Source organism: Pseudomonas sp. BJP69, from assembly GCF_007633355.1.
Classification (GTDB): Bacteria; Pseudomonadota; Gammaproteobacteria; order Pseudomonadales; family Pseudomonadaceae; genus Aquipseudomonas; species Aquipseudomonas juntendi.
In genome coordinates, this window is record NZ_CP041933.1 from 1543379 (window position 1) to 1567621 (window position 24243).

22 protein-coding genes are annotated in these 24243 nt (G+C 62.6%); 11 read left to right on the plus strand and 11 right to left on the minus strand.

The features are described from left to right. The first annotated feature begins 246 nt into the window (after positions 1 to 246). Entirely contained in the window at positions 247 to 4152 is a 3906-nt protein-coding gene (hrpA, locus tag FPB55_RS07200) for an ATP-dependent RNA helicase HrpA (protein ID WP_144187885.1), read from the plus strand. Between the two features lie 156 nt (positions 4153 to 4308). Then, positions 4309 to 5430 carry a beta-ketoacyl-ACP synthase III gene (locus FPB55_RS07205; protein WP_009686756.1) on the plus strand — a complete coding sequence of 374 codons (1122 nt, stop codon included), beginning with the start codon at positions 4309 to 4311 and terminating at the stop codon, positions 5428 to 5430. A gap of 164 nt (positions 5431 to 5594) precedes the next feature. Here the strand turns inward: FPB55_RS07205 and FPB55_RS07210 are convergent, their stop codons facing one another. Continuing rightward, positions 5595 to 6839: a putative porin gene (locus FPB55_RS07210; RefSeq protein WP_033691274.1), complete on the minus strand. Its 1245-nt coding sequence runs from the start codon at positions 6837 to 6839 to the stop codon at positions 5595 to 5597. Between the two features lie 262 nt (positions 6840 to 7101). Between FPB55_RS07210 and FPB55_RS07215 the strand changes: the two genes are divergently transcribed. Further along, positions 7102 to 8229: a GNAT family N-acetyltransferase gene (locus FPB55_RS07215; protein ID WP_009686754.1), complete on the plus strand. Its 1128-nt coding sequence runs from the start codon at positions 7102 to 7104 to the stop codon at positions 8227 to 8229. Between the two features lie 412 nt (positions 8230 to 8641). Here FPB55_RS07215 and FPB55_RS07220 read toward each other — a convergent pair whose 3' ends face one another. From FPB55_RS07220 to FPB55_RS07235, 4 genes are all read right to left on the minus strand, one after another. After that, positions 8642 to 10474 carry an ABC transporter ATP-binding protein gene (locus tag FPB55_RS07220; RefSeq protein WP_054882187.1) on the minus strand — a complete coding sequence of 611 codons (1833 nt, stop codon included), beginning with the start codon at positions 10472 to 10474 and terminating at the stop codon, positions 8642 to 8644. A 63-nt stretch (positions 10475 to 10537) separates the two neighbouring features. Next, complete coding sequence (locus FPB55_RS07225; protein WP_009683102.1) at positions 10538 to 11095, minus strand: peptidylprolyl isomerase A; 558 nt, start codon at positions 11093 to 11095, stop codon at positions 10538 to 10540. After that, the gene (locus FPB55_RS07230) at positions 11089 to 11901 is read right to left on the minus strand and encodes an alpha/beta hydrolase (protein ID WP_009683101.1); all 813 of its coding nucleotides are present in this window, start codon (positions 11899 to 11901) and stop codon (positions 11089 to 11091) included. Before FPB55_RS07230 ends, FPB55_RS07225 begins: the two co-directional genes overlap by 7 nt. A gap of 13 nt (positions 11902 to 11914) precedes the next feature. Further along, positions 11915 to 12838 (minus strand): LysR family transcriptional regulator, encoded by a 924-nt coding sequence (locus FPB55_RS07235; protein ID WP_115293586.1) that lies wholly within the window; start codon positions 12836 to 12838, stop codon positions 11915 to 11917. A gap of 48 nt (positions 12839 to 12886) precedes the next feature. On the opposite strand from FPB55_RS07235, the gene FPB55_RS07240 reads away from it, so the two are divergent. The 4 genes from FPB55_RS07240 (at position 12887) to arfB (ending at position 15425) form a co-directional block, all read left to right on the plus strand. Continuing rightward, a complete protein-coding gene (locus FPB55_RS07240; RefSeq protein WP_009683099.1) occupies positions 12887 to 13201 on the plus strand; it encodes a hypothetical protein in 315 nt (104 codons plus the stop codon). A gap of 110 nt (positions 13202 to 13311) precedes the next feature. Continuing rightward, the gene (locus FPB55_RS07245; RefSeq protein WP_009683098.1) at positions 13312 to 13911 is read left to right on the plus strand and encodes an FMN-dependent NADH-azoreductase; all 600 of its coding nucleotides are present in this window, start codon (positions 13312 to 13314) and stop codon (positions 13909 to 13911) included. A 223-nt stretch (positions 13912 to 14134) separates the two neighbouring features. Further along, complete coding sequence (locus FPB55_RS07250; RefSeq protein WP_064314548.1) at positions 14135 to 15010, plus strand: carboxylate/amino acid/amine transporter; 876 nt, start codon at positions 14135 to 14137, stop codon at positions 15008 to 15010. Between the two features lies 1 nt (position 15011). Continuing rightward, complete coding sequence (gene arfB / locus FPB55_RS07255) at positions 15012 to 15425, plus strand: alternative ribosome rescue aminoacyl-tRNA hydrolase ArfB (protein WP_009683095.1); 414 nt, start codon at positions 15012 to 15014, stop codon at positions 15423 to 15425. A 79-nt stretch (positions 15426 to 15504) separates the two neighbouring features. Here the strand turns inward: arfB and FPB55_RS07260 are convergent, their stop codons facing one another. After that, on the minus strand, positions 15505 to 16806 hold the full coding sequence (locus FPB55_RS07260; protein WP_009683094.1) for a mechanosensitive ion channel family protein: 1302 nt from the start codon (positions 16804 to 16806) through the stop codon (positions 15505 to 15507). A 103-nt stretch (positions 16807 to 16909) separates the two neighbouring features. Here FPB55_RS07260 and FPB55_RS07265 point away from each other — a divergent pair, with 103 nt between their 5' ends. Then, positions 16910 to 18271 carry a DEAD/DEAH box helicase gene (locus FPB55_RS07265; RefSeq protein ID WP_144187887.1) on the plus strand — a complete coding sequence of 454 codons (1362 nt, stop codon included), beginning with the start codon at positions 16910 to 16912 and terminating at the stop codon, positions 18269 to 18271. A 375-nt stretch (positions 18272 to 18646) separates the two neighbouring features. On the opposite strand, the gene FPB55_RS07270 is transcribed toward FPB55_RS07265, so the two are convergent. From FPB55_RS07270 to FPB55_RS07280, 3 genes are all read right to left on the minus strand, one after another. Beyond that, positions 18647 to 18922 carry a hypothetical protein gene (locus FPB55_RS07270; RefSeq protein ID WP_054914022.1) on the minus strand — a complete coding sequence of 92 codons (276 nt, stop codon included), beginning with the start codon at positions 18920 to 18922 and terminating at the stop codon, positions 18647 to 18649. A gap of 190 nt (positions 18923 to 19112) precedes the next feature. Further along, complete coding sequence (locus FPB55_RS07275) at positions 19113 to 19406, minus strand: addiction module antidote protein (protein ID WP_009683681.1); 294 nt, start codon at positions 19404 to 19406, stop codon at positions 19113 to 19115. Further along, a complete protein-coding gene (locus FPB55_RS07280) occupies positions 19387 to 19692 on the minus strand; it encodes a type II toxin-antitoxin system RelE/ParE family toxin (RefSeq protein ID WP_144189605.1) in 306 nt (101 codons plus the stop codon). The genes FPB55_RS07275 and FPB55_RS07280 overlap by 20 nt, the downstream gene beginning before the upstream one ends. A gap of 188 nt (positions 19693 to 19880) precedes the next feature. Here FPB55_RS07280 and FPB55_RS07285 point away from each other — a divergent pair, with 188 nt between their 5' ends. From FPB55_RS07285 to FPB55_RS26820, 3 genes are all read left to right on the plus strand, one after another. After that, positions 19881 to 20276, plus strand: coding sequence for a hypothetical protein (locus tag FPB55_RS07285; RefSeq protein ID WP_009683679.1), 396 nt, complete (start codon positions 19881 to 19883; stop codon positions 20274 to 20276). 106 nt (positions 20277 to 20382) lie between these two features. Beyond that, on the plus strand, positions 20383 to 21309 hold the full coding sequence (locus FPB55_RS07290) for a DMT family transporter (protein ID WP_144187889.1): 927 nt from the start codon (positions 20383 to 20385) through the stop codon (positions 21307 to 21309). A 186-nt stretch (positions 21310 to 21495) separates the two neighbouring features. Further along, the gene (locus FPB55_RS26820; RefSeq protein WP_009683677.1) at positions 21496 to 21624 is read left to right on the plus strand and encodes a PA1414 family protein; all 129 of its coding nucleotides are present in this window, start codon (positions 21496 to 21498) and stop codon (positions 21622 to 21624) included. 129 nt (positions 21625 to 21753) lie between these two features. On the opposite strand, the gene FPB55_RS07295 is transcribed toward FPB55_RS26820, so the two are convergent. Together FPB55_RS07295 and speB are read right to left on the minus strand one after the other, a co-directional pair. Next, positions 21754 to 23133: a sodium:solute symporter gene (locus FPB55_RS07295; protein ID WP_054914019.1), complete on the minus strand. Its 1380-nt coding sequence runs from the start codon at positions 23131 to 23133 to the stop codon at positions 21754 to 21756. Between the two features lie 105 nt (positions 23134 to 23238). Next, positions 23239 to 24189, minus strand: coding sequence for an agmatinase (speB, locus tag FPB55_RS07300; RefSeq protein ID WP_054881882.1), 951 nt, complete (start codon positions 24187 to 24189; stop codon positions 23239 to 23241). Positions 24190 to 24243 lie beyond the last annotated feature (54 nt).

The following is a 24243-nucleotide window of genomic DNA, read 5'->3' on the forward strand; positions in this document are numbered from 1 at the left end:
CTTTCAGCCACTGTGCGATCCCTTGTAGGAGCGGCCTTGCGTCGCGATGGGCTGCGGTAGCAGCCCCCAAATCTGCGCCCCGGCACAAAACCACGAGGCTGCTGCGCAGCCCATCGCGACGCAAGGCCGCTCCTACACGGTGCGCGCCAGCCTGGACAGCAAAACAGGCGCAAATCTGCGACAATCGCGCATCCTCAGAATGCCGATCATGAAAAAGCAGGCTCACCTGCATCATTAAAAAGCCCCATGACTGACCACGCCATCGACAAATTGCTGCACAACCTCGACCACGCCATGATTGCCGACCGCCACCGCTTGCGGCGGCAATTGCATGAGCTGCGCAAGCGCCCAGACGAGGCCAAGCTGGCGCAGTGGGTGGACAAGGTCCAGGCTTCTTGTGCCCAGGTTACCGCGCGCCAGCAGAGCGTGCCGGTCGTGCGTTACGACGACAGCCTGCCGATCGCCGCCAAACGCGACGAAATCAAGAAGGCCCTCGCCGAACACCAGGTGCTGGTGATCGCCGGTGAAACCGGTTCGGGCAAGACCACGCAGTTGCCGAAGATCTGCCTGGAACTGGGCCGTGGCAGCCATGGCCTGATTGCCCACACCCAGCCACGGCGCATTGCCGCGCGCAGCGTGGCGGCGCGGGTGGCCGAAGAGCTGGGTACGCCGCTGGGTGGGTTGGTCGGCTACCAAGTCCGTTTCGAAGACCAGAGCGACGCCAACACCCTGGTCAAGCTGATGACCGACGGCATCCTGCTGGCCGAAACCCAGCATGACCGCTTTCTCGAACGCTACGACACGATCATCGTCGACGAAGCCCACGAGCGCAGCCTGAACATCGACTTCCTGCTCGGCTACCTGAAGACCTTGCTGCACCGCCGGCCCGAACTGAAGCTGATCATCACCTCGGCGACCATCGACCTAGAGCGCTTCTCCAAACACTTCGACAATGCGCCGATCATCGAGGTGTCTGGCCGCACCTTCCCGGTGGAAACCTGGTACCGCCCGCTGACCAGCGAGCAGGACGAAGAGGGCAACCAGATCGAGGACGACCTGACGGTCGACCAGGCGATTCTCGCCACCCTCGACGAGCTGGCCCAGCATGAGCGCAGCCAAGGCAAAGGCCCTGGCGACGTGTTGATCTTCCTGCCGGGCGAGCGGGAAATCCGCGATGCCGCCGAGATCCTGCGCAAGGCGCAACTGCGCCATACCGAGATTCTGCCGCTTTACGCGCGCCTGTCGCCGGCCGAGCAGCAGCGCATCTTCCAGCCGCACACCGGGCGCCGGGTGGTGCTGGCCACCAACGTCGCCGAAACCTCGCTGACCGTGCCGGGCATTCGCTATGTGATCGACACCGGTACTGCGCGCATCAGCCGCTACAGCTACCGCGCCAAGGTTCAGCGCCTGCCCATCGAGGCGGTGTCGCAGGCCAGTGCCAACCAGCGTAAAGGCCGTTGCGGCCGGGTTGAGCCGGGCATTTGCGTGCGCTTGTACAGCGAAGAGGATTTCAACAGCCGGCCTGCGTTCACCGACCCGGAAATCCTGCGTACCAACCTGGCGGCGGTGATTCTGCAAATGCTGCACCTGCGCCTGGGTGCCATTGACGCGTTCCCGTTCATCGAGCCGCCAGATGGCAAGGCCATCAGCGACGGCTTCAACCTGTTGCAGGAACTGTCGGCGGTCAACCGCGAGAACCAGCTGACGCCAATCGGCCGCCAGTTGGCGCGCCTGCCCATCGACCCGCGGCTGGGCCGCATGCTACTGGAGGGCGCACGCCAGGGTAGCTTGCAGGAAGTATTGATCGTCACCAGTGCGTTGTCGGTGCAGGACCCGCGGGAACGCCCGCCCGAGCGCCAGCAGGCGGCGGACCAGGCGCACGCGCAATGGAAGGATGTGGACTCCGACTTCGCCGCGTTGGTGAATTTGTGGCGCGGCTTTGAAGAACAGCGCCAGGCGCTGACCGCCAACCCGTTGCGCAACTGGTGCCGCAAGCACTTTCTCAATTACCTGCGCCTGCGCGAATGGCGCGATGCCCATCGCCAGCTGGCATTGATTTGCCGTGACCTGCAACTGACGGTGAACAAGGAACCGTCCGACTACCAGAAGTTTCACAAGGCCATCCTCAGCGGCCTGCTCAGCCAGATCGGCCATAAAACCGAAGAGGGCGACTACCAGGGGGCTCGCCAACGGCGCTTCTGGGTACACCCGTCGTCGGGCCTGGGGCGTAAGCGCCCGCAGTGGGTGATGGCCGCCGAGTTGGTCGAAACCACCAAGTTGTATGCACGCGTGGTGGCCCGGATCGAACCGGACTGGATCGAGCCGCTGGCCGGCCACCTGGTCAAGAAGAACCACTTCGAGCCGCACTGGGAGAAAAAGCGCGGGCAGGTCGTGGCCTATGAGCAGATCACCTTGTACGGCCTGATTCTGGTCGGGCGGCGCCCGGTGCACTTTGGCCCGATCGACCCGGCCACCTCGCGTGAGCTGTTCATCCGCGAGGGCCTGGTAGGCGGCGAGATCCAGTCCCGGGCCAAATGCCTGGCGGCCAACAAGCGCCTGCTGGAGCAGCTTGATGAACTGGAGGCCAAAGCGCGTCGGCGCGATATTCTCGCCGATGAAGAAACGCTGTATGCGTTCTACGAGGCGCGCCTGCCCGAAGAGATTCACCAGACCGCCACCTTCGATGCCTGGTACCGCATGGGCAGCCAGAAGGACGCCAACCTGCTGATCATGCGCGAAGAGGACGTGCTGGCGCGTGAGGCCAGTGAGGTCACGGCGGCCCAGTACCCCGACAGCCTGCAGGTGGGCGAACTGCGCCTGCCGCTGACCTATCACTTTGAACCGGGGCACCCGCGCGATGGCGTGACTGTGCGCGTGCCTGCGCCGTTGTTGCCGAACCTGCCGGGTGAACGCCTCGAGTGGCTGGTGCCGGGCCTGCTCGAAGCCAAGTGCGTGGCGCTGGTACGCAACCTGCCCAAGGCCCTGCGCAAGAACTTCGTGCCGGTGCCCGACTTCGTCAAGGCGTCGCTGGCACGCATGCCGTTCGCCCAGGGGGCCTTGCCCCAGGCCCTGGGCCAGGAATTGCTGCGCATGACCGGCGTGCGTGTAGCCGACGAAGCCTGGGCCGAGTCGGTGAGCCTGGTCGAGGGCCACCTGCGCATGAATATCGAGGTGGTCGACGGCCAGGGCAAGTTCCTGGGCGAGGGCCGCGACCTGGCCGAGCTGACTGCCCGTTTTGCCGCCGCCAGCCAGGCCGCGTTGGCCGTACCGCGTACGGCTGACGCCGAAAAGCCGGTGCAGGCCAAGGCCTTCAGCCCCGTGGCCCAGACCACCCAGCAAAAGATCGCCGGCTTGTCGATGACGGTCTACCCGGCATTGGTGGACGAAAACGGCACGGTGCGCGAAGGCCGCTTCTCGACCCAGGCCGAAGCCGAGTTCCAGCACCGCCGTGCCTTGCAGCGGCTGCTGCTGCAGCAACTGGCCGAGCCGGCCAAGTTTCTGCGGGGCAAGCTGCCGGGGCTGACCGAACTGGGCCTGCTGTACCGCGAGCTGGGGCGTGTCGAAGCGCTGATCGAGGACATTTTGCTGGCCAGCCTGGACAGCTGCATCCTCGAGGGTGAACACCCCTTGCCACGCGAGGGTGCGGCCTTGGCGGGGCTGGCCGAACGCAAGCGCGGCAGTTGGGCCGAGCACGCCGAGCGCCTGGCCCGGCAGACGCTGGAAGTGTTGAAGCTGTGGCACGGCCTGCAGAAGCGCTTCAAGGGCAAGATCGACCTCAGCCAGGCCGTGGCGCTGAATGACATCAAGCAGCAGTTGGGCAACCTGGTGTACCCAGGGTTCGTGCGTGAAACCCCGGCCACCTGGTTCAAGGAACTGCCGCGTTACCTCAAGGCAGTGGAACTGCGCCTGGAGAAACTCGGTGCGCAGGTGCAGAAGGACCGGGTATGGAGCGGCGAGCTGGCCAACCTGTGGGCGCAGTACAAGGCCCGCGCCGACAAGCATGCCCAAGAGGGCAAGCGCGATGAGCAACTGACCCTGTACCGTTGGTGGCTGGAGGAATACCGGGTGTCACTGTTCGCTCAGCAACTGGGCACCAAAGTGCCAATTTCTGACAAAAGATTGAGCAAGCAGTGGGGCCAGGTGGAAGGCTAAACTTCCACAGTTGTGGCAGTATTGATGCAATTTGGGGCCGCCTGGCGGCCCTTCGCGGGTGAGCCCCTCGCCCCTAACTTGGCACTAAAGTGCCACTAGGCTGTCCTATTCCCGCCAGCGCCCCCGTGGCGATGGCCTTCGAACAGAGGAACGACCGTGCATAACGTCGTGATCAGCGGCACCGGCCTGTACACCCCGGCCCAGAGTATTTCCAACGAAGAACTGGTGGCCTCCTTCAACGCCTGGTCCCAGCAGTTCAACCAGGACAACGCCGCCGCCATCGAGCGTGGCGAAGTCGAAGCGGCGCCCTTGTCGGATGCTGCGTTCATCGAAAAGGCCTCGGGCATCAAGAGCCGCTTCGTCATGGACAAGGCCGGCATCCTCGACCCGCAGCGCATGAAGCCGCGCCTGCCGGAGCGTTCCAACGACGAACCCTCGGTGCTTTGCGAAATGGCCGTGGCCGCTGCCCACCAGGCCTTGCAGCGTGCGGGCCGCACGGCTGCCGATATCGACGGCGTGATCGTCGCCTGCTCCAACCTGCAGCGCCCGTACCCGGCCATCGCCATCGAAGTGCAGCAGGCCCTGGGCATTCAGGGCTTTGCCTTCGACATGAACGTAGCCTGTTCCTCGGCCACCTTCGGCATCCAGACCGCAGCCAACAGCGTGGCCCTGGGCCAGGCGCGTGCAGTACTGATGGTCAACCCCGAGGTGTGCACCGGGCACTTGAACTTCCGTGACCGCGACAGCCACTTCATCTTCGGTGATGCGGCCACCGCCGTGGTGCTCGAGCGCGCCGACAAGGCCAGCTCGGCGCACCAGTTCGATATCGTCAGCAGCAAGCTGTGGACCGAATTCTCCAACAATATCCGCAACAATTTCGGCTTCCTCAACCGTGCGGCGGAAGAGGGGCAGGGCGCTGCGGACAAGCTGTTCATCCAGGAAGGCCGCAAGGTGTTCCGCGAGGTGTGCCCGAAAGTGGCCGAACTGATCGGTGAGCACCTGCAGGAAAACGGCCTGAACCCTAGCGATGTGAAGCGCTTCTGGTTGCACCAGGCCAACCTCAGCATGAACCACCTGATCGTCAAGAAGCTGCTGGGGCGAGAAGTGGCCGAGGAAGACGCCCCGGTGATTCTGGACCGTTACGCCAATACCAGCTCGGCCGGCTCCGTCATTGCCTTCCACCTGTACCAGGATGACCTGGCCAAGGGCGCCCTGGGGGTGTTGAGCTCGTTCGGTGCGGGGTATTCGATTGGCAGCGTGATCCTGCGCAAGCGCTGATTGCCTGGTCTGATCCGAGATAGCCGGGGCCGACCTGCAAAGGGCGCATTCCCCTGTAGGAGCGGCCTTGTGTCGCGATGGGCTGCAAAGCAGCCCCAGCTATTTCACAGGCAAAAAAAAGCGGGAAACGCCGGATGGGGTCGGCATTCCCCGCTGTTGCGTGTTTAGAACTTGGCTTCCAGGTCTAGCTGCAGGGTATCCACGTCCGCATTGCTGTTGGGCAGGTTGGAGTAGTCGGTCTTGGCCATCAGGTAGGTTGCACCTACGCCGAAGTTCTTGTCGATTTCATAACCGACCTTGAACTTGTGGCCACGCGAACCTGTGAAGCCGGCACCGAAGTCAGAGTCGGTGAACAGGCTGACCACACCGTTACGCTGCACGTCGCGGTAGTTGTAGTCCAGGCTCCAGGCGCCGATCTTGCTCTTCAGACCGGCCAGCCAGGCTTTGTCCTTGCCGTCGGTGCTTTCGGTATTCTTGACGAACTGGCCGTAGGCAGACAGCGGTATGGCAAAGCCGGTGAAGTCGACCTGACCGAAGCCTTCCACCAGGTTGAACTCGTTGGTGGTGTTGCCCAGCGAGGCCAGGGCGGCCGAAGCCTTGTCGTTGTCGTAGCCGTAGATGCTGCCGCCCACGGTCACCTTGACGGTGTCGGCTGCGTTGAACCTGGTGCCCAGCTGGCCTGCGTACAGCTGCGCGTCATGCTTGAACTGCACGCCGTCGCCATCGACGTTGTCTTTCAGGTTGTAGTGACCAAGGCTGCCGAAGACTTCAGCCGGGCCAACGTTCATCTTGTAGGTAGCTGCCACACCTTCCGGGTTGATGTCGCTGTCCCAGATGATATCGCCCATGCTGACCCACGGCTGGTTCATCTTGCCGCCGATCAGGTGCAGGTTGGGCACGGCAGTCGGGTGCCAGTCGAGGTAGGCCAGGTCGACCCACAGCGATTTCTTCTCGAAGTAGTTGTCCAGGCTCTGGTTGGTCGAGCGGGCATCGGCGCTGCTGCCGGTGGCCACACGCACGCCGGCGTCGACTTGCGGGTTGATCTCGCTGTAGAAGCCGACACGGGCACGTACGCGCTCACGGTCCTGGTTGCCACTTCGGGAGATCGGGTTGTCGACGTTGACGTCTTCGTAACGCAGGCGCACATCGCCCTTGATCTGGGTCTTGGCGGCCCATGCCACTTTTTGTTCAAAGGCGCTCATACGTTCGGACTGAGCTTTCTGGTCGGCCTTTTCCTTGGTTTCTTTTGCCAGATCGCCTTGCAGTTCATTGTACTGCGCCTGGTTGATCGAGCCGTTGGCGCGCAGCATTTCGAGCAGCTTGGCGTCGACAGCAGCACTGGCCGGGGCGCTCAGGGCCAGCATCATGCCGGTGAGGCTCATTCCGGTAAGTGTAGAAACAAGACGCATAAGGTTCTCCCTACTGAAAAAAATGGGGGAGGCTCAAGCGCCTGCCCCTGTGTTGGCATGTTTCCGGAAAGGGCCTGAATAGACAGGTTCTGGTGTTCCGGAAAACAGGCGCAAGTATTGCGAGGGGCGGTGACAGATTAATGTCTGATTAGTGGCACTGTTGTTAAGTAAGTGAGAAGAAAAGGGGCGGCCTGGCGTTCATCATTTGAGTGACGCGCCTGGGTTGGGGATACTGAACGCCTCCCGACTGCGAGCCAAAACCGTGACCAGCCTGTACAGCCTTGCCCATTTGCGTGATCTTCCGGCGGCCACCTGGGATGCCTTGGTGCCTGCCGGCCAACCCTTCCTGCGCCACGGCTTTCTCAGCGCCATGGAGGACAGCGCCAGCGTTGCTCCCCAGACGGGGTGGGCTGCCGAGCACTTGGTGCTGGAGCGTGACGGGCAGGTGCGGGCGCTGTTGCCGGCCTACCGCAAGTGGCATTCGTTTGGCGAGTACGTGTTCGACCACGGTTGGGCCGATGCCTGTGAGCGGGCCGGCATTGCCTATTACCCCAAGTTGCTGGGGGCGGTCCCGTTCAGCCCGGTCAGCGGCCCGCGTTTGCTGGCCGACGACCCGGCCGATGGGCTGCTGTTGCTGCAGGCGTTACCTGAGTACCTGGGCAAGGGCGGGCTGTCGGGTGCCCACATCAATTTCACCGATGCGGCGCTGGACCAGCAGTTGGCCGGCCTGCCGGGCTGGCTGGAGCGCCTGGGCTGCCAGTTTCACTGGCAAAACCGCGGCTACCGCGATTTTCAGGACTTTCTCGACAGCCTCAGCTCGCGCAAGCGTAAGCAGATGCGCAAGGAGCGCGAGCAGGTGGCGGGGCAGGGCATCGATTTTCGGTGGTACCAGGGCAATGAACTGGACGAGGCGCAATGGGACTTCGTGTTCCGCTGCTACGCCAACACCTATGCCGTACGGCGCCGTGCGCCCTACCTGACCCGTGCGTTCTTCAGCCTGCTTGCCGAGCGCATGCCCGAGGCGCTACGGGTGGTGATGGCACGCCAGGGCGGGCGGGATGTGGCCATGGCCTTGAGCCTGGTGGGGGGTGACAGCTTGTTTGGCCGTTATTGGGGTTGCCTGGACGAATTCGACCGGCTGCATTTCGAAACCTGTTTCTACCAGGGCATGGACTTCGCCATTGCCGAAGGTTTGCAGCGCTTCGATGCTGGTGCGCAAGGTGAACACAAGCTGATTCGAGGGTTTGAGCCGGTGCTGACGCGGTCGTGGCATTACCTGCTGCACCCTGGGTTGCGGCGGGCGGTGGGGGATTTTCTGGTGCAGGAGCGGGAAGGGGTGAAGGGGTATGCCGAGGAGGCGCGGGGGATGTTGCCTTACCGGCGGGACTGAGAAGCTTGTATTGCTGGTAATGGCCCTATCGCTGGCTTGCCAGCTCCCACAGGGATTGCATCAGGGCTGACAGGTGGTCGCCACAAGATATGCAGTGCCTGTGAGATCGAGCGCCGCCCGCGCGGCGCATCGCGAGCTGCGCTCGCTCCTACGTTTGTTTCGGGCCAGTAACCCCTGTAAGAGGCGCGCGCGACCGCCTTGTTCGCACGACGCGATATCGAGCCGTGCGCCAAGGCGGTCGCGCACAAATCCCACAGGCATCATTGGCCCGAAACAAACGTAGGAGCGAGCGCAGCTCGCGATGCGCCGCGCGGGCGGCGCTCGATCTCACAGGCGCTGCATAACTTGTGGCAAACACCTGTCAGCCCCATGCGATCCCTTCGGCTTGCCGGCGATAGGGCCATTACAGGCGTCAGTCAACCCCGACAAACCCCCCGGTCTGGTGGTGCCACAACCGGGCATACAGCCCCTGCTGTTGCAGCAGTTCACTGTGGCTGCCAAGTTCGACAATGCGGCCTTTGTCCAGCACCACCAGCCGGTCCATCCGGGCAATGGTGGAAAGCCGGTGGGCAATGGCGATCACCGTCTTGCCCTGCATCAGCGTCTCCAGGCTTTCCTGGATTGCTGCCTCGACCTCTGAGTCCAGCGCCGACGTGGCTTCGTCCATGATCAGGATCGGCGCATTCTTCAGCAGTACCCGGGCAATCGCGATACGCTGGCGCTGGCCGCCCGACAACTTGACCCCGCGTTCGCCCACATGGGCATCGAAACCGCTGCGGCCCTGGGCATCCGAGAGCTGTGGGATGAACTCGTCGGCCCGGGCCCGGTGCACGGCTTCCTGAAGTTCGGCATCGCTGGCGCCGGGGCGGCCGTACAGCAGGTTGTCGCGGATGGAACGGTGCAGCAACGAGGTGTCCTGGGTGATCATGCCGATCTGCGCGCGCAGGCTGGCTTGGCTGACTTCGGCAATGTCCTGGCCGTCGATCAGGATGCGCCCGCCCTGCACGTCGTACAGCCGTAGCAGCAGGTTGACCAGGGTCGACTTGCCAGCCCCGGAAGGGCCGATCAAGCCGATTTTCTCGCCGGGGCGGATGTCCAGGTTCAGGCCTTCGATCACGTTGCCGGCCTTGCCGTAATGAAAGTCGACATTGTCGAAACGTACCGCGCCACGGCTGACTTTCAGGGCCGGGGCGTTGGGCCGGTCGGTGACGGTGACAGGCTGGGCGATGGTCTGCAGGCCATCCTGGACCATGCCGATGTTTTCGAAGATGCCGTTGACCACCCACATGATCCAGCCGGACATGTTGACGATGCGGATCACCAGGCCCGTGGCCAGGGCAATGGCGCCGACGGTTATCAGCGATTGGCTCCACAGCCACAGCGCCAGGCCGGTGGTGCTGACCACCAGCAGGCCGTTAAGGGTGGTGATGACCACGTCCATGCTGGTAACCACCCGCGAGGCCAGCTGGGTTTTCTCGGTCTGTTCGCGGATCGCTTCGCGCGCGTACTGCTGCTCGTGATCGGTGTGGGCGAACAGCTTCAACGTGGCGATGTTGGTATAGCCGTCCACGATACGCCCCATCAGTTTGGAGCGGGCGTCGGATGAGATCACCGAGCGCTCTTTCACCCGGGGTACGAAGTAGCACAGCGCGCCGATGTAGCCGACGATCCACAGCAGCAGTGGCAGCATCAGGCGCCAGTCGGCCTCGGCGAACAGCACCAGCGAGGTAACGGCGTAGATCAGCACATGCCACAGCGCGTCCACCGCCTGCACGGCGGAATCACGCAGCGAGTTGCCGGTTTGCATGATGCGTTGGGCAATGCGCCCGGCAAAGTCGCTCTGGAAGAAGTTCAGGCTCTGCTTGAGCACGTAGCTGTGGTTTTGCCAGCGGATCAGGCTGGTCATGCCGGGGTTGATGGTCTGGTGCACCAGCAGGTCGTGCAGGCCGAAGAACAGCGGCCGCAGCAGCAGGATCACGACCAGCATCCAGGCCAGCTCGCCCTTGTGCTCACTGAAGAAATTGACGTTGGGTGTGCCCTGGGCCAGGTCGATGATGCGGCTGAGGTAGCTGAACATCGCTACCTCGATCAGCGAGGCGAACAGGCCGACTACCAGCAGCGCCAGGAAGCTGGGCCAGACCTGGCGCAGGTAATACAGGTAGAACGCCCACACGGTGCTCGGCGGCGACTCGCTGGGTGCTTCGCGGAAGATGTCGATCAGTTGCTCGAAACGACGGTACAGCATGGGTAGCGACACTCCTGTTCCAGCCTGCCTTCAGGCGGTTGCACGTCCCTGTGCAGCCTGCGGTCAGTCGATACGTTTGGCCGACTTGATGAACACCGGGTCAGCCGGCACATCGCGCATGCCTTTCTTCACGGTAGTGGGCGAGTTGACGATCTGGTCGACCACCTCCATGCCTTTGGTTACCTTGCCGAACACGGCGTAACCGGCATCGCGGCCCGGGTTGAGGAAATCGTTGTCGGCGACATTGATGAAGAACTGGCTGGTAGCCGAGTTGGGGTTGGAGGTGCGTGCCATCGACAGGGTGCCGCGGGTGTTCTGCAAGCCATTGCTGGCTTCGTTCTTGATCGGGTCCTTGGTGTCTTTCTGCACCATCTGCTCGGTAAAGCCGCCACCCTGGACCATGAAGCCGGGGATTACCCGGTGGAAAATGGTGTTGTTGTAGAAGCCGCTGTCGACGTACTGCAGGAAGTTCTTCGTGCTGACCGGTGCCTTCTCGGCGTTCAGCTCGATTTCGACCTGGCCGAAGCTGGTGTCCAGCAGCACGTGCGGGGTCTTGTCGGAGGCCATGACGCTGGTGGCGAAGGCGAGTGAGCAGGCGGTGAGCAGGAGTTTTTTCAGCATGGGCTCAAAGATCCTTGAGGGGTGGAAGCGGCTGCGAGGAACTGCAGCAGGGTCTGGTTGAAGACCTCGGGTTGATCGAGGGGGGTAGCGTGCCGGGAATCGTCGACGACGACCAGCCTGGCGTTGGGGATCAGGGCGACATAGCGTTGTTTCAGTTGTATCGGCGTGTAATCGTGGTCGGCGGCAATCACCAGGGTAGGACACTGGATCTGGCCGATGCGTTCCTGCACGCCCCAGTCGACGATGGCATCGAAGCTTTTGAGGTAGGCGCGCTTGTCGTTGCGCGCCCAGCGCTGGGCCATTTTCTGCCGCAGCGCGGCCTGCTCGGGTTTGGGGAACAGCCGTTCGGCCAGGCCTTTGCCCACGGTTTCGACACTCAGGACGCGTGCCAGGCCCCAGCGCTTGAGCCACCACAACCAGTCGCTGCGGCTGCGGCGCTTGACCTCGGGGGCACTGTTGACGATGCACAGGCTGCGCAGCCACTGAGGGTGGTCGACGGCAAACTGGAAGCCGACCATGCCGCCCATCGACAGGCCAACGAAGTGCACCGGGCCGGTGTGCAGGTGTTCGAGCAGGGCCAGCAGGTCGGCACTGAAGGTTGCAATGTGGTAGCCGTCCTGTGGCTTGTCGGAGCGGCCGTGGCCACGGATGTCCATGAGGATCACCCGGTAGTGCTGGCTGAGCACGGGCACCTGAAGCTCCCAGTCCTGGCTGCTGGAGCCGAGCCCATGCAACAACACCAGGGGTTGGCCTTGGCCGTATTCCTGATAATGCAGCGTGCATCCTTCGTGTTCGAAGTAGGCCATGGGCGCGGTCCTTTCAAGCTTGCGGGGGGGCTGCGAAGGGCACGTCCAGCGGCGCAGTGTCGAAGTTGCGCAGCAAATCGATGAGAATCTGCGTGGCCGGGCCCAGGGTCTTTTCCTTGCTTGAATAAAGGTAGAACAGTGGGTGGCGGCTGCCACCCTGGTCCAGCGGCAATGGCTTGAGTACGCCTTCGCGCAGCTCACGCTCGATCATGTGCCGGGGCAGCCAGGCAAAGCCCAGGCCGCTGCTGACGAAGGTGGCGGCGGTGCCCAGGCTACCGACGGTCCAGCGCTGTTCGGCACCCAGCCAGCCAACGTCGCGTGGCTGGGCCCGGCCAGAGTCGCGGATCACCACTTGCAGCTGGCTTTCCAGGTCCTGGAAGGTCAGTTCACGGCCCATGCGGTGCAAGCTGTGTTCGGGGTGGGCAACGGCAACGAACTCCACGGCACTCAGCTCGGCGCCCAGGTAGCCGCCGATGCTGTAGCTGCTGATGGCCAGGTCGGCGATGCCTTCGTGCATCACTTCTTCCACGCCCGACAGCACTTCTTCACGCAGGCGCACGCGGCAGCCACGGCTTTGCGGCATGAAGGCGGCCAGCGCGCGGACCAGCCGGGCGCTGGGGTAGGCGGCGTCGACCACCAGGCGTACTTCGGCCTCCCAGCCCTGCTCCATGTGGTGGGCCAGGTCCTCGAGCTGGCTGGCCTGCTTGACCAGGTGGCGCGAGCGGCGCAGCAGCACACTGCCGGCTTCGGTCAGCACCGCCTTGCGGCCGTCGATGCGCAACAAGGGCACGCCCAGTTGTTCCTGCATGCGGGCCACGGTGTAGCTGACCGAAGATTGCGAGCGGTGCAGGGCCTCCGCGGCCTGGGCAAACCCGCCATGGTCGACCACTGCTTGCAGGGTCCGCCACTGGTCAAGGGTTACGCGCGGCGCTTTCATCTTTCGCTCCTGTTGTCCTAAGCTGCGCTCTTTGCAAGGAGAGCGGCCATGAAGAAATGTTGTGCGGCAATATTGATGTGCCTGCCCCTCGGGGCCATGGCTTATCCCATCGATGTGGACAAGCACCTGGACGGGGTCAAGCTCGACTACACCGCCTACGACACCGCCTACGACATCGGCGCCATTACCCTGAACAACTATGGGCAGGTCGCGGCGGCCTGCAAGGTGACCTTCCGTAATGGCCCGGAGGCGCCACGGGTGCGCCGGGTGAACGTAGCGGCCGGGAAAAGCGCCGACGTCACGGCCAAATTCAACCGGCAGATCATCAAGCTGCGCATCGCCGTGCAATGCAGTGCGGAATAAACTGATTAATCGATAGGTTGAACCCACTTTTTACGCTTTTTTATCGATAGGTCAAGCCTTAATCTTACCTCCATCGAATCGCAACCTTTTTGCCGATGGAGGCACCGCCCATGGCCCACGTACTGATCATCGAAAGCAGCGCCCGCCAGCAGGATTCCGTTTCCCGCCAGCTGACCCAGGACTTCATTGCGCACTGGCAAGCTGCCCACCCGGCCGATCAGATCACGCTGCGCGACCTGGCGCTGAACCCGGTGCCGCACCTGGATGCCAACCTGCTGGGCGGCTGGATGAAGCCCGAAGCGCAGCGCAGCGTTGCCGAGCTGGAGGCCCTGGCCCGCTCCAACGAACTGACCGACGAATTGCTGGCGGCCGATGTGCTGGTAATGGCTGCCCCCATGTACAACTTCACCATCCCCAGCACCCTGAAGGCGTGGCTGGACCATGTGTTGCGTGCCGGCATCACCTTCAAGTACACCCCGACTGGCCCGCAAGGTCTGCTGACCGGCAAGCGCGCCATTGTCCTGACCGCCCGTGGCGGCATCCATGCCGGTGCCAGCAGCGACCACCAGGAACCGTATCTGCGGCAGGTGATGGCCTTCATCGGTATTCACGATGTCGACTTCATCCATGCCGAGGGCCTGAACATGAGCGGCGAGTTCCACGAAAAGGGCCTCAACCAGGCCAAGGCCAAACTGGCGGCGGTGGCCTGAGCGTTATCGAATTCCCAACCCTGACACCTGTTTTTGCTCCTTTGGGTGTACCTGCCCGGCCTTGGTGGCCGGGCTTTTTTATGCCTGGTGTTTTGTGGATGGCTGTGCCGGCCTGTTCGCGGGCAAGCCCGCGAACAGGCCGGCACAGCCCCCACATTCCTCATGGTTGATCACAAAGCCTGCAACCCGCTAAGGTCGCCGCCTTGATTCACGAGAGACAACCATGGGCTACCTGATAATCGTCGCGCTGATCCAGGCGTTTTCCTTCAGCCTGATCGGCGAGTACCTGGCCGGGCACGTCGACAGCTACTTCGCCGTGCTCGCGCGGGTGCTGCTGGCCGGCCTGGTGTTCCTGCCGCTGACCCGCTGGCGCCAGGTCGAGCCGCGCTTCATGCGCTCGATGCTGCTGATCGGTGCGTTGCAGTACGGCATCACCTACGTCTGCCTGTACCTGAGCTTTCGCGTGCTCACGGTGCCGGAAGTGCTGCTGTTCACCATCCTCACGCCATTGCATGTAACCCTGATCGAAGATGCCATGAACCGGCGTTTCAACCCGTGGGCATTGCTGGCGGCACTGGTGGCCGTGGCTGGCGCGGCGGTGATCCGCTTCGACAGCATCAGCGGTGAGTTCTTTACCGGTTTCCTGCTGCTGCAGTTGGCCAACTTCACCTACGCCGCCGGCCAGGTGCTGTACCGCCACCTGGTCGCACGCAACCCCAGCGACCTGCCGCACTACACCCGTTTTGGCTACTTCTACCTCGGCGCCCTGCTGGTGGTGCTGCCGGCCTTCCTGCTGTTCGGCAATGCCCAGCACCTGCCGAGTACCGATGTGCAATGGCTGGTGTTGCTGTTCCTCGGGTTGTGCCCGACGGCGCTGGGCCTGTACTGGTGGAACAAGGGTGCGTGCCTGGTATCCGGCGCTACCCTGGCGGTGATGAACAACCTGCATGTGCCTGTGGGGCTGCTGCTCAACCTGCTGATCTGGAACCAGCACGAGCCACTGGGGCGGCTGTTCATTGGCGGTGCGATCATCATCGCTTCGGTATGGCTGAGCCGCCTGGGTGGCCGTGGGCGAGCGCCGCTGGCTGGCAAGGCCTGACATGCTGACCCTCTCCAACGGTGTGCAACTGCCGGATACGGACATCGAGCTGAGCTACATCCGTGCCCAAGGCGCGGGTGGGCAGAACGTCAACAAGGTGTCCAGCGCGGTGCACCTGCGCTTCGACATACGCGCCTCATCGCTGCCCGCGTTTTACAAGGAGCGGCTGCTGGCGCTACGGGACAGCCGCATTACCGGCGATGGCGTATTGATCATCAAGGCCCAGCAGTTCCGTACCCAGGAGCAGAACCGCGCGGATGCCTTGGCACGCCTTGCCGAGTTGATCATCGCTGCCGGCAAGACCGAAAAGAAACGCCGCCCCACCAAGCCCACCCTCGGCTCGAAGACCCGCCGGCTCGAAGGGAAGGCCAGGCGCAGTACGGTCAAGGCGGGGCGGGGCAAGGTGGACTTCTAAGGCCGTAGGCTTGCATGGCTGCGCGCCCTTGTAGGAGCGGCCTTGTGTCGCGATGGGCTGCGCAGCAGCCCCCGCAATCTCAAGCCTCGCTCATTTCTTCAAGGCGTCGCGGCATCGGCTCTGCCGCCGTGCGCCCGGCCAACCCCACGCGCATGTCGTTACCACTCGGCTGCTGATACAGGCTCAAGCCGAACTCCGGCAACACCGCCAGCAGGTAATCGAAGATATCCCCCTGGATGCGCTCGTAGTCCGCCCACACCGTGGTGGTGGTAAAGCAGTAGATTTCCAGCGGCACGCCCTCGGCGGTGGTCTGCATCTGCCGCACCATGCAGGTCATGTTCGGGTGCACATTGGGGTGGTTTTTCAGATAGGCCAGGGCAAACGCGCGGAAGGTGCCGATATTGGTCAGCTTGCGCCGGTTGGCCGACAGTTCGGCCACAGGGCCCAGCGCTTCGTTCCAGCTTTGCAGCTCCTGGCGTTTGCCGGCCAGGTAGTCGCCCAGCAGGCTGACCTGGGACAGGCGCTGTTCCTCCTCGCGAGTGAGGAAGCGTACACCTGCGGCGTCGATGAACAGGCTGCGCTTGATCCGCCGGCCGCCGGATTGCTGCATGCCGCGGTAGTTGCGGAACGACTCGCTCATCAGGCGCCAGGTGGGCACGGAGACAATGGTCTTGTCGAAGTTCTGCACCTTCACCGTATGCAGGGTAATGTCCACCACGTCGCCATCGGCGCCAACCTGGGGCATTTCGATCCAGTCACCGACATGCAGCATGTCGTTGCTGGTCAACTGCACGCTGGCGACGAACGACAGCAGGGTGTCCTTGTAGACCAACAGCAGCACCGCCGACATGGCGCCCAGGCCCGACAGCAGCAGCAGGGGCGAGCGGTCGATCAGGGTGGCGACGATGACGATCGAGGCGAAGATCCACAGCATCATCTTGGCCAGCTGCACATAACCCTTGATCGAGCGGGTGCGGGCGTGTTCGGTGCGCGCATAGATGTCGAGCAGGGCATCCAGCAGGCACGACAGCGCCATGGTCATGAACAGCAGGGTGAACGCCAGGGCGACGTTGCCCAGGAAGTGCTGGGCGGTATCGGACAGCTCCGGTACCAGTTTCAGGCCAAACTGCACCACCAGTGACGGGGTGGTCTGCGCCAGGCGGTGGAAGACCTTGTTGTGACGCAGGTCGTCCAGCCACTTGAGTGCCGGCTGGCGTGCCAGCAGGCGCGCGCCGTGCAGCATCAGGAAGCGTGCCAGGCGGCCGATGACCAGGGAGATGAGCAGTAGTACCGCCAGGCCGATGGCCGCGTGCAGCATGGGGTGTTGGTCGAGGGTGCCCCACAGGTCGAGGGAATCGCGCCAGATTTGTTGGATATCCATGGGCTTGCATACAGTCTTGTTGCGAAACGAGGTGCCATTAGAGCGCGGATGGCGACAAAGTTGCCAAAAGAAATTCGGCTAAGGCGGCAGAAAACGTTACCCTATGCAACTGAATTTCCCGCACTTGCCTGAGGTTACCTCCGTGTTCTCCCAATTCGCCCTGCATGAACGCCTGCTTAAAGCCGTGGCCGAGCTTAAATTTGTCGAGCCAACCCCGGTGCAGGCCGCGGCCATCCCCTTGGCCCTGCAAGGGCGTGACCTGCGCGTGACCGCGCAGACCGGCAGCGGCAAGACGGCAGCTTTCGTGCTGCCGCTGCTCAACCGCCTGGTCGACCTGAAAGGCGGGCGCGTCGAAATCCGTTCGCTGATCCTGCTGCCTACCCGCGAACTGGCTCAGCAAACCCTGAAGCAGGTGCAGCTGTTCTCGCAGTTCACCTACATCAAGGCGGGCCTGGTCACCGGCGGTGAAGACTTCAAGGAACAGGCCGCCATGCTGCGCAAGGTGCCGGACGTGCTGATCGGCACGCCGGGCCGTTTGCTCGAGCAACTCAACGCCGGCAACCTCGACCTGTCCCACGTGCAGGTGCTGATCCTCGACGAAGCCGACCGCATGCTCGACATGGGCTTCGCCGAAGACATGGAGCGCCTGTGCAAGGAGTGCGAGAACCGTGAGCAGACCCTGCTGTTCTCGGCCACCACCGGCGGTGCGGCCCTGCGCGACATCATCGGCAAGGTGCTGAAAGACCCGGAGCACCTGATGCTCAACAGTGTCTCGCAGTTGGCCGAAGGCACTCGCCAGCAGATCATCACGGCCGACCACGATCAGCACAAAGAGCAGATCGTGCAGTGGCTGCTGGCCAATGAAACCTTCGACAAGGCAATCATCTTCACCAATACCCGCGCCCTGGCCGACCGTATCTACGGCCACCTGGTGGCCAAGGAGGTGAAGGCCTTCGTACTGCACGGCGAGAAGGATCAGAGGGACCGCAAGCTGGCCATCGAACGTTTCAAGCAGGGCAGCTCCAAGGTGCTGGTGGCCACCGACGTGGCGGCCCGTGGCCTGGACATCGACGGTCTCGATCTGGTGATCAACTTCGACATGCCGCGCAGCGGCGACGAGTACGTGCACCGCGTGGGCCGTACCGGGCGTGCCGGTGGTGAAGGGTTGGCAATCTCGCTGATCACCCACAATGACTGGAACCTGATGTCCAGCATCGAGCGCTACCTCAAGCAGCAGTTCGAGCGCCGCGTCATCAAGGAAGTGAAGGGCACCTACACCGGGCCGAAGAAGGTCAAGGCCTCGGGCAAGGCGGCCGGGAGCAAGAAGAAAAAGATCGAGAAAAAAACCGGCGACAAGAAGGCGGCCGCCAAGCGCAAGCCTACCGCCAAGCCGAAGGCCAACGCGCCACTGGCCAGCGCCGATGGCCTGGCGCCGCTGAAGAAGCGTAAGCCTGCTGCCGAATAAATAGCGCTCAATGGCCCAATCGCCGGCAAGCCCCACAGGGATTGCATCAGGGCTGACAGGTGGTCGCCACAATATATGCAGTGCCTGTGAGATCGAGCGCCGCCCGCGCGGCGCATCGCGAGCTGCGCTCGCTCCTACGTTTGTTTCGGGCCAATTATGCCTGTGGGATTTGCGCGCGAACCCTTTGGCGCATGCCTCAATGTCGCGCCGTATGAACCAGGCGGTCGCGCGCACCTGGCACAGGGGTTACTGGCCAGAAACAAACGTAGGAGCGAGCGCAGCTCGCGATGCGCCGCGCGGGCGGCGCTCGTTCTCACAGGCACTGAAGATGCAGCGGCTACCCTTGCCAGCGATAGGGCCATTGGAAACACCCCATCACTCAGCCTTCTGCTCCGCTACCTTCAACTCCTTGATCCGCTGGTCAATCAACTGACACTTGTCGGGCAAGTCTTGGCTCGCCGTCCTCAGGTCCATCCCCTGCAGCTCTTCATTGATTTCCTTCGCCTTTTGCGGGTTCTGCTCGGTCAGTTGGGTGACCAGCCCGGCCAGCTCTTCACGTTTCTGCGTCGCTTCTTCCGGTGTGCAGGCCCAGGCGGGGCTGGCGCACAGCAAAGCGGTGGCGCAGCCCATAATGGATAGCAGCTGTTTCATCCTTCCTCCCTCCAGCAATGGTTATGCACGGTGGAAGCTTGTGGGTGCTGGGAAGTTCAGTGCTCACGATCAGTGGGTCTTTCATGATGGAAGCATTCTGTTTCTGAAATGCCGCCACCAACGGTGCTGCGCCTCTTCTGACAAATGTATCGAGGTCGGGTACTACCCAGATCACTGGAGAGGCAGTGGGTCAGCCTGCGATGTGAGGACGCGCTGTCATGTGTATACCCAATGCTTTCATCACGGTCAGGAACGATTTGAGGGTTGGGTTGCCATGCTCGCTGAACGACCGGTAAAGCTGTTCACGAGATAGCCCTGTGTCTTTTGCCAGCTCGCTCATGCCTTTGGCACGCGCTACTACGCCGACAGCTTTGGCGACATAGCTGGCATCCCCGGTCTCCAGGGCGTCAGTCATGAACACGGCGATTGCTTCAGGAGTGGTGAGGTATTCGGCGGGATCGAATTCAGAGAAGGTTTGTGTCATTTTGCATCCTCCACGAACGCAGAATATGGTGGGCTGCTTTGATGTCCCGTTGTTGGCTGCTTTTATCGCCGCCGCACAAAAGAATGACGAACGTACTGCCCGCCTGGTGGAAATATACGCGGTAGCCGGGCCCATAGTGGACCCTGAGTTCACTGACGCCGTGGCCAACCGGTGATACATCGCCAGGCAGGCCCTCCATCAATCGGTTGATCCGAGCAATGATTCGCGTTCTGGCGCTAACATCCCGGAGCCCGCTCACCCAATGTCTGAAACTGCTGGATTCGATTTTTTTTCATCGAATTAATGTAGTTTATAAACTACAGACGATTCGCCAGCAAATGGTTTCTGCGCATTGCGCAATGGCTCGCTTCGCACCTGCTATTTGCATCCACTCTCATTTTTCTCGGAACACCGCGTCTCAGCCCCGAGTCCCAACCTGTGTAACCCTCTCGTCCACAGCAGGAGCCCGTAGCCATGAGCACCACCTACGACTGGGACCTGATCGAACGCTTGCTGCACGAGGTGCAGAACGGCGCCGGTCACAGCTTCACGCCACGCCCCTACGCCGAGCAGCACGCTGCCGCGCTGGCCGCCAAAGGTGAGCCGGTGGGTGACCTGGATCACTTGAAAACCCGTGCCTGTGAATATGAAAAGCTGTTGTTCGAGCGTGGCTTTATCGAAAGCCGGCCTGAGGAAGACGGTGGCAACGGCGAGAACTTCGTGCTGACCGAGCGCGGCTCGCGGCTGATGAGCCTGATCGACAGCAGCATCCCTGGCTTCGAGCACCCGCGCCAGGTGCTGGATGATCAGGAGGATGCGCTGGACGAGACCACCTTCGAACAGGTATCGGCAAAAGCGCAAATCGCTTGAGGTCGTTTTGAGGCTGGCATGGGTGGCCATGAAAACCCGATAATCGGTAGCTTCTGAACGCTGCCGAGTTGCTCCCCATGCCTACGTTCACCTCAAAGGCCCGCCCATGAATGCTGCCCGCAAGAACCCAGACGCCTTTGCCTTCCAGGTCATGTTGGGCCTGTGCCTGATCTGGGGCTGCCAGCAGGTGCTGATCAAGACCGCCGCCGTGGACATCGCCCCGGTGATGCAGGCGGCATTGCGTAACGGTATCGCCGCGGTGTTGGTGGGCCTGATGCTGTGCTGGCGTGGCAACTGGGAGCAGGTCGGTAGCACCTGGCGCCCGGGTTTGGTCGCGGGTGCTTTGTTCGGTATCGAGTTCCTGTTCATTGCCGAGGGCCTGAAACTGACCTCGGCGGCGCACATGTCGGTGTTTCTTTATACGGCGCCAGTCTTCACCGCGTTGGGGTTGCACCTGCGCCTGGCCAGTGAACGCCTGCGCCTGTTGCAATGGCTTGGCATCCTGCTGGCCTTCGGCGGCATTGCCATGGCCTTTGCCGGAGGCATGTCGTTCGAGCACATGGATGCCCGCACCTTGCTGGGCGATGCGTTTGGCGTGATCGCCGGGCTGGCCTGGGGCGCCACCACGGTGGTGGTGCGCTGCTCACGCCTGTCGGAAGCGCCGGCGACCCTGACCTTGTTCTATCAACTGGCGGTGGGGTTTGCCGGATTGTTGCTGATTGCCCTGCTCAGCGGGCAGATCGGCGAGGTGTCGCTCACGCCTTTGGCCATGGGTAGCGTGCTGTTCCAGGGGGTTGTAGTGTCGTTCGTCAGCTACCTGACCTGGTTCTGGCTACTGCGCAAATACCTGGCATCGAACCTGGCGGTGTTTTCCTTCATCACCCCTCTGTTCGGCGTAACCTTTGGGGTCTTGCTGCTGGACGAGCCGCTGACCGCGCATTTTGTGGGCGGTGCGGTGATGGTGCTGCTGGGGGTGATTCTGGTAAGTGCCGAACCTTGGGTTAAGCAGCAACTGCGCAAGTGGGTGGGGTAGTGGAACGCTTGCAACAAAGCGAAACGATTAACCAGTCGTCGGAATGCGCCGCTATGGCTTGATCCGCGTCAGAATGGCCCCTATCTGTGAGAGCAGAGGCATGCGTAATACAGGACATCGGGCTATGATCTGTATGAAACATTGCAGGATTGATTCGCCGTGAGGCTGACCCGTCAAGGGGGCATTATGAATAAACCACTGTCCAACTGGCTCCACGACCTGGCGGTCGCCTTGGGGCTGATTCCACCACCCTTGCAGCCGGTGCCGATCCCGACTGATGAAGAGCAGCGCAAGCGCCAACCGCGTCGTCGCTGATACAAGCAAAGGCCGCAGCACCTGGGTGGGGGCTGCGGCCTTTTTGCTTCTGGGCAATTGGCTTGCCTGCTCTGGGCCCATCGCTGGCCCTGTAGGCGGGTCAGCGATAGGGCCAGTGCAGGCCGAAGGTCAGGCCAGCTTTACCGCTGCCACCGGTTTACGCGACAGCAGGCTCACCACCACAAAGCTCACCAGGCCAATCGCGAGGCTGTAGTAGATCGGCGTATTCGCCTCCAGCCCGTCCTTGAACATGAACAACAGGGCAGTCGCAAAGCCTAGCGACATGCTGGCGATGGCGCCGGCGGTGGTGGCGCGTTTCCAGAAAATGGCGCCAATCAGCGGAATCAGCATGCCGCCCACCAGCAGGTTGTAAGCCAGGGTCAGGGCGCTGATCACGTCGTTCACCATCAACGCGATACCCAGTACCACCAAGCCGGTCAGCAAAGTGAAAAGGCGGCTGATACCCAGGCTGGACTGCTTGCCGCCACGCAGCTTGGGTAGCAGGTCTTCGGTGATGGTGGTCGAGGCCGCCAGCAGGCCTGCGCTGGCGGTCGACATCATGGCCGCCAGCGCCGCTGCCATCAGCAGGCCGCGGATGCCATCAGGCAGCGTGGTCTTGATCATTTCGGCGAAGGCATTGTTCGGGTTGGCCAGGTCGGGCATCAATACATGAGCGGCCATGCCGATCACGGCACAGGCCAGGCCATACAGCACGCAATACACCCCGGCGGTGGTGCCGGCACGCTGGCAGACCTTTTCGTCACGGGCGGTGAACACCCGCTGCCAGATATCCTGGCCAATCAGGATGCCGAAGAAGTAGATCAGGAAGTAGGTGATGATGGTATCCCAGCCGATGGTGGTCAGCTGGAAGCTGGCCGCCGGCAACTTGGCCACCAGGGTGTCCCAGCCGCCGGCCTTGTACAGGCACACCGGCAACAGGATGAACATCAGGCCCACGGTCTTGATCACGAACTGCACGATATCGGTCAGGGTCAGCGACCACATGCCGCCAATGGTCGAGTACACCACCACCACACCCCCGCCCAGCAGCAGCGCGGCCCAGAACGGCAGGTCCAGCAGCACTTGCAGCACGGTGGCCATGGCCAGGGTGGATGTCACGCCGATCATCAGCGCGTACGCCAGCATGATCACCGCGCTGGCTTGGCGCGCGGTCGGGTTGTAGCGCTGTTCCAGCACCTGGGTCACGGTGAAGATGCGCAGGCGTAGCAGCGGCTTGGCCAGAAACAAGTTGATGGCGATGATGCCCAGGCCCAGCGCGGCGCACAGCCAGAAGCCGGAAATGCCGTGAACGTAGCCCAGGCGCACGGTACCCACGGTGGAGGCGCCACCCAGCACGGTGGTGGCCATGGTGCCCATGTACAACATCGGGCCCAGGTTGCGCCCGGCGACCAGGTAGTCTTCATGGGTTTTCGCGCGTCGCATGCCATACCAGCCAAGCCCGAGCATGCCTGCGGTGTAAAGCATTACAACTATGATGTCCAAGGCCATTGGGGGTCTCCCGATTATCTTTATTATGGCGAGATCGGCCACGCGGGCGTTCGCACGGCGCCCGGTGGTCTTCTGGTGTTGGCGGGCCTCGGTGGCCCGACCACATTAGCGGCGGACTACACCCGGCAGTACGCAGAGCATTTCGAACAGCAGGTTGGCGCCGAGCAACGAGGTATTGCCGGTGGTGTCATAAGGCGGGGAGACTTCGACAAGGTCACAACCGATCAGGTCCAGGCCATGGCAGCCGCGAATGATCTCCATTGCCTGGATGGTGGTCAAGCCGCCGATTTCCGGGGTGCCGGTACCAGGTGCCCAGGCCGGATCGATGCCGTCGATGTCGAACGACAGGTAAACCGGGCCGCCGCCGACTTTTTCCCGCACTTCGGCCATCAAGGGCTCCAGCGACTTGTGCCAGCACTCTTCGGCCTGAACCACGCGGAAGCCCTGGCGGCGGCTCCAGTTGAAGTCGTCGGCGGTATAACCCTGGGCGCGCAGGCCGATCTGCACCACGCGCTCGCAGTCGAGCAGGCCTTCTTCCACCGCCCGGCGGAAGGTGGTGCCGTGGGCGATCTTCTCGCCGAACATGTGGTCGTTGACGTCGGCGTGGGCGTCGATGTGCACCAGGCCGATCTTGCCGTACTTCTTGTGCAGCGCCCGCAGGATCGGCAAGGTGATGGTGTGGTCACCGCCCAGGGTCAGGGGAATCACATTGTGCTCGACGACCTGGTCGTAGGCCTCTTCGATGATGCGCACGGCGTCCAGCAGGTTGAAGGTGTTGATGGCCACATCGCCTATGTCGGCGACCGACAGGGAGTCGAACGGGGCGGCGCCGGTGGCCATGTTGTACGGGCGGATCATCACCGATTCGGCGCGGATTTGCCGGGGGCCGAAGCGCGTGCCGGAGCGCAGCGAGGTGCCGATGTCCAGCGGCACACCAATGAAGGCTGCGTCCAGGCCTTCGGCGCTTTGCAGGTGGGGGAGGCGGAGCATGGTGGCGATGCCGCCGAAACGCGGCATTTCGTTGCCGCCCAGTGGTTGGTGAAGAGTCTTGTCCACGGTGGGCCTCATCAGTCGGTCGATTGTTCTGTTTGTTCGAACCTGTGCCGCTGC